This is a genomic window from Candidatus Krumholzibacteriia bacterium (assembly GCA_035649275.1).
GTDB lineage: Bacteria > Krumholzibacteriota > Krumholzibacteriia.
Genome location: DASRJW010000089.1, coordinates 1 through 5,085 on the forward strand (window position 1 = coordinate 1; position 5,085 = coordinate 5,085).

Genomic DNA, 5,085 nt, shown 5'->3' on the forward strand with positions numbered 1-5,085 from the left:
CGCATGGAGGGAGGACGCGTTCAGGGCGTCAGGCGCTGGATCGTACGCGGGAACGGGATCGCTTCGCGTAGATGGTGGATGCCGCAGAGCCAGGAGACGGTGCGCTCGAGCCCGAGGCCGAAGCCGGAGTGCGGGAAGGCACCGTACCGGCGCAGGTCGAGGTACCAGCCGAAGGCTTGCTCCGGCAGGTCGTGCTTGCGGATCTGCTCGCGCAGGAAAGCAAGGTTGGCGCTGCGTTCGCCGCCGCCGATGATCTCGCCGTAGCCCTCGGGCGCCAGGAAGTCAGCCGAAAGGCAGGCACGTGGGTCCTGCGGGTCGGGCTCCATGTAGAAGGCTTTCACCTGCGCCGGGAAGTGGTGCACGACCAGGGGCGAATCAAACTGCTCGCAGAGCACCGTTTCGTCCGGGGCACCGAAATCGCTACCCCACTCGAAGGAGTGACCCTTCGAGTGCAGGAGATCGACGGCTTCGTTGTAGTGGAGCCGCGGGAAGGGTCCGCGGACGGCCTCGATCTTGGTGACGTCGCGCTCGAGGTGCTCCACGAGCAGCTGCCGGCAGTCCTTGAGGACCTCGGCGATCAGATAGAGAATCATGTCCTCACCGAGCTGGATGATGTCGTCGAGGTGCGCCCAAGCCACCTCGGGCTCCACCATCCAGAACTCCGTGAGGTGGCGCCGGGTCTTCGACTTCTCGGCGCGGAAGGTCGGCCCGAAGGTGTAGACCTTACCGAAGGCGGCCGCAGTCGCCTCGTTGTACAGCTGGCCGCTCTGGGTCAGGTACGCCTTCTCGCCGAAATACTCGGTCTCGAAGAGCGTCGACGTGCCCTCGCAGGCGTTGGGCGTGAAGATCGGCGTGTCGAGAAGGGTGAAACCGCGGGAATCGAAGAAGTCACGAATGGCCTTCTGGAGGCGCGCCCGCACCTTGAGGATGGCGAACTGCTTCTTGCTGCGCAGCCACAGATGGCGGTTGTCGAGGAGGAAGGAGCTGCCATGCTCCTTCGGCGTGATGGGAAACTCCTCGGCGATCTGCACGATCTCGAAACCCTGCATGGACAGCTCGTAGCCGCCAGGAGCGCGCCCTTCCGGGCGCACCGGCCCCCAGACGCGTACGGAAGACTCCTGGGTCAACCGCTGCAGCTCCTCGAACCGTTCCGCACCGATTTCCGGCTTCACCGCCACGCACTGCATGATGCCCGTTCCGTCCCGCAAGAGCAGGAAGAACAGCTTTCCACCGGTCCGGAAGTTGTAGACCCAGCCCTCGAGACACACCACCTGCCCGGCGAACGGGGCGATCTCGCCGATGTAGGCCTTCTGCATGCATTCCCCCGAGCCACAATGGTGAGCGCTCGCTCCCGACGACGAACCGGCGCCCAGACTAGCCCGTTGGATGCCGCAATTGCAAGCGGGCACGGTCCTTGCGGTCGTCTCGCAGCCTTCCCAGCGAGAGCGAGCATGCATGCACCCGCACATCGACCGCACGGAGACACGCGGATGAGGCTGATCGGGAGCGCTGTCCTCGTCGCGCTCGGATTCCTGGCGGGGACGGGGTCCTTCGCCAAGGAGCTCGAGCTCCCCACCGCGCCGCTGCGGCAGTACTACCAGGCCGAGCGCGAACGGGGCGCGGAACGGTCGGAAGCGCTCGCCCGCGCCCTGGTCCTGGTGTCGCGGCACCAACCGCTGGCAGAGCGACTGGAGCTCCTGCAACGCGCTTCCCTCGCCGACCCCACCTGGGTCGCGCCGCACCTCGAACGCTTCGTCCTCGAACTCCGCCAGCACGACCCGGCGAGCGCTAGCTTGGCGGCCCGCGACGCCGCCCGCTGCGTCTTCGCCGATGCCGTCCAGCAGTCGCGGCTGCTGCAAAAGCTCGAGCGCGGTGCGCACGCTCTCTTGCTGGCCACGCTGGTGACGCTGGTCGTCCTCATGCTCGGGCGGTCGCTCTTCTTCGTGCAACATCTCGCCGAAGCGCAAAGACGCGGCGTGTTCGCCGGCAGTCTCGTGGTCTCCGTGGCACTTCTCTGGTGTCTGTGGCGCTCTCCCTTCGGCGCCATCCTGCTGGCTCTGCTCTGCCTCGCTTCCTTTTCTTCCCGCAAGGAGCGGCGGACCCTGGCGGCGCTGTGTTTCGCCCTGGCCGTGGGCGAGATCCCTCTCCCCTGGCTGCAGACCCACGCCATGCTCCTGGATCCGCGCAGCGCCAGCGCGCGCTTGGCCGCAGCCCAGCACGAGGGCGGCGACCCGCGCCTCGAGGCCAGCCTGGTCCGTGACGTGAGCCATGGGCGGGAACGCGAGCTCGTGCTCGGCTTGCTGGCGCGGCGGCGCGGCGACCTGGCCGGCGCCGAGAGTCATTACAGCGCGGCCCTCGCCGCGGACCCGAACTGGGCTGCACCGTACGTGAATCTCGCCAACGTCTACTTCGTCCGCGGCGACATGCATCGCGCCGCCGCCGGTTATCGGAAGGCGCAATCGCTGGAGCCGGACAACCCCTTCGCCCACGCCAACCTGGCCCAGGCCTACATCCGGCTGCTGCAGTTCGGCGAGGTCGATCAGGAGCTGCATCGCGCGGCGGAGCTGGACTTCGACAGAATCACGCAGCAGCGTGCCGCTTGGCTGCACGGGCAGATCCCGGTGCTCGACGTCGTGCTCGGACCCAAGGAACTGCTGCGTCTGGCCGGGGACGAAGGGCGCGCCAAGCCCCAGCGCGCCGAGATGCTCCTGGAGGGCTGGCGCGGCGCCGGTTGGGACGGTCTCTCGCCGTGGAAGACCGCGACGGTCCTCCTCGGCCTGACCGTGCTGCTGCTATCGCGCTGGCGGGCGCGTTCGCTGGCGTTCGAGTGCCGCACGTGCCGCCGCGTCGTCTGCAGTCATTGCGCTCCGCGTCGCGAAGGGCGCGCGCCTATGTGTCCCTACTGCGAGACCCCCACGCCTCGCTTCGAACGGAACGAGGCGTACGAGGGCGTACTGACGCATCGCTCGCGGCCGCGGCATCAACAAGCGGCACGCTTGGTGGACCGCATGCCGCGCTGGATCGGCACCATCTTCCCCGGGGCGGCCGACCTCACGTGTGGCGCCCCGATGGCGGCTCTGTGGACTCTGCTCCTGGCGTGGGCAGCCTTGCTCACGGCCCATGCCCTCGTGCAAGCCGGCGGCGACCGCACGAGCCCGTGGTTCGTGTCGGCCAACGCCCAGGCCTTGCGCCTGGCCGTCGTGGTCTTTTTCCTGGCCTACCTGCAGGGACTGTTGCGTCTGCGGCGCTCCTGGCGCCGGCTCGGCAACGCTCATCCGGCCGAGGGACGGTGACGTATGCAGGGAGCCCTCCAGGAATTCGGTCTCGCCGAGATCCTCCAGCTCGTGGCGATGCAGCACAAGACCGGGCTCTTGCGCGTCGAGAGCTACGACAAGCTGCTCACCTTCTACTTCGACAAGGGCATGCTCGTCTCTTGTCGGGACCGCCGCCGCATCGGCGACGATCCGCTGCTGGAGTTCATGAAGAAAACCGGCTACCTGGACGCCTGGCAGACCCTGCACCTGACCTTGGAGGTCGAAGAAAACAAGAAGGACGTAGCGGACGTCCTCCTGGACAAGCGCCTGCTCACGCCGGAGGAGCTGCGGCAAGCGGTGCTGGATATGACGCAGGATCTCGTCTTCCGCACCTATAACTGGAAGGAAGGTACCTACCGCTTCCTGGGCGGCGACGATTCGCTCCGCGGCCTGAGCCATACCGTAGGGCTGAAGATGGAGGCGGTGCTTCTGGAAGCGGCGCGTCGCGTCGACGAGTGGCCGCACATCCTCACCAAGCTCCCCAGCCCGCAGGCCCTGCTGGCGCCGATCACCACCCTGCCGACCTCGCTGGACGAGCGCTCGCAAACGCTGCTCTCGAAGCTGCGCAGTCCGATGCGCCTGGCCGAGCTCGTCGCCTGCGGCCGCTTGCCCGAATACGAGGTGTACGAGATCGTCGCCGCCGCCGTGGACGCCGGGCTCACGAGCATTCTCGAAATGCCCCGGCCGGTGGAGATACCGAAGGCCGCTCCGGTGGCGGCCGCGCTCTCCACCCCGGCGCCCAGGCCGGTGCCGCGCCGGCGTCTCGGGCTCGGCCTCCGCGCCATGCCGCAGCCGTCGATCCTCTTCTGGGCCCTGGCGCTCATCGCGTTGGGCTGCGCCCTCATGATCCTCGGGCTCCGCGATGGGGGCTCCCGGGCGGCGCGCACGGAGATCGAGGTCTACACCGCGCGGGCGACGTTGCAGCGCGACCTCGAAACCTACCGCGCACTCCAGGGTCGCTATCCCGCCTCGTTGCAGGAGCTCGCCGACATGCAGCTCACCAGCCCGAGCGTGGTGGTAAGAGCCGGCGTCGTGAATTACACCCGCGGCGCCCGCGGCAAGAGCTTCGACCTCGATTACACCGGCGCCGACAAGAAACGTTGATCGCTCCCGCGGGCACGCGTACTCTCGCCGCATGGTCGTGGTCGATTTCTTCTTCGCCTTGCGTCCTCTCGTTCTCGTGCCGGCATGGAGCTTCTTCCTCCTGGGCCATGGCCTGATCGCAGGCGAGGGCTTCCCGACGCTCCGCTTCCTGCTGTTGAGCCTGGTGCTCGCCGCCGTCCATCTGGTCAACCAGGTCGTCGACGCGGAGAGCGACCGCCTGAACGGCAAGGGCTTTTTCCTCCAGCGCGGGATCTTTCGCGCCCGCACCTATGTGCTGGTGGCCTCGCTGCTGCTGGGCGCTGCCCTCGCCACGGCGTGGGGACTCGGCGTGGCGCCGGTCGGTCTCAGCGCCGCCGCGGCGCTGGGTCTCTCGTACAGCTTGCCGCCGCTGCGCTGGAGCGCCCGGCCCGGATGCGACCTGGTGGCGAACGCCATCGGCTACGGTGGTCTGGCGACCTGGATCGGCGCTGGCGAGATCAGCGCGGCGGTCCCTTGGGGGGCGCGGCTCGGAGCCTGCATGTTCGCGGTCGGTGCGGTGTTCCTGCACACGACGCTTCTCGATCTGGAAGGGGATCGACGCACGGGCAAGCAGAGCAGTGGGGTCGTGCTCGGTGTGCAGCGCACCCGCATCGTCGCCGCTGTCTTGGCTCTCGCCGGCTGCGGCGCG

The 5,085-nt window shown here is 68.1% G+C and carries 4 protein-coding genes; 3 read left to right on the forward strand and 1 reads right to left on the reverse strand.

Annotated elements, in window-relative coordinates; all coding sequences use genetic code 11:
• Positions 1–20: 20 nt before the first annotated feature.
• Positions 21–1,316: an asparagine--tRNA ligase gene (gene asnS, locus VFE28_09065; protein ID HZM16138.1), complete on the reverse strand. Its 1,296-nt coding sequence runs from the start codon at positions 1,314–1,316 to the stop codon at positions 21–23.
• 174 nt (positions 1,317–1,490) lie between these two features.
• On the opposite strand from asnS, the gene VFE28_09070 reads away from it, so the two are divergent.
• The 3 genes from VFE28_09070 to VFE28_09080 all read left to right on the forward strand — a co-directional run.
• Positions 1,491–3,293: a hypothetical protein gene (locus VFE28_09070; GenBank protein HZM16139.1), complete on the forward strand. Its 1,803-nt coding sequence runs from the start codon at positions 1,491–1,493 to the stop codon at positions 3,291–3,293.
• Positions 3,294–3,296: 3 nt separating this feature from the next.
• Positions 3,297–4,418, forward strand: coding sequence for a DUF4388 domain-containing protein (locus VFE28_09075; protein HZM16140.1), 1,122 nt, complete (start codon positions 3,297–3,299; stop codon positions 4,416–4,418).
• A gap of 31 nt (positions 4,419–4,449) precedes the next feature.
• A partial coding sequence (locus VFE28_09080) for a UbiA family prenyltransferase (protein HZM16141.1) occupies positions 4,450–5,085 on the forward strand: 636 nt, incomplete at its 3' end.

Coding starts and splice junctions, on each gene's coding strand:
- asnS (HZM16138.1), bottom strand. CDS start 1,316: ATGCAGAAGGCCTACATCGGCGAGATCGCCCCGTTCGCCGGGCAGGTG.
- VFE28_09070 (HZM16139.1), top strand. CDS start 1,491: ATGAGGCTGATCGGGAGCGCTGTCCTCGTCGCGCTCGGATTCCTGGCG.
- VFE28_09075 (HZM16140.1), top strand. CDS start 3,297: ATGCAGGGAGCCCTCCAGGAATTCGGTCTCGCCGAGATCCTCCAGCTC.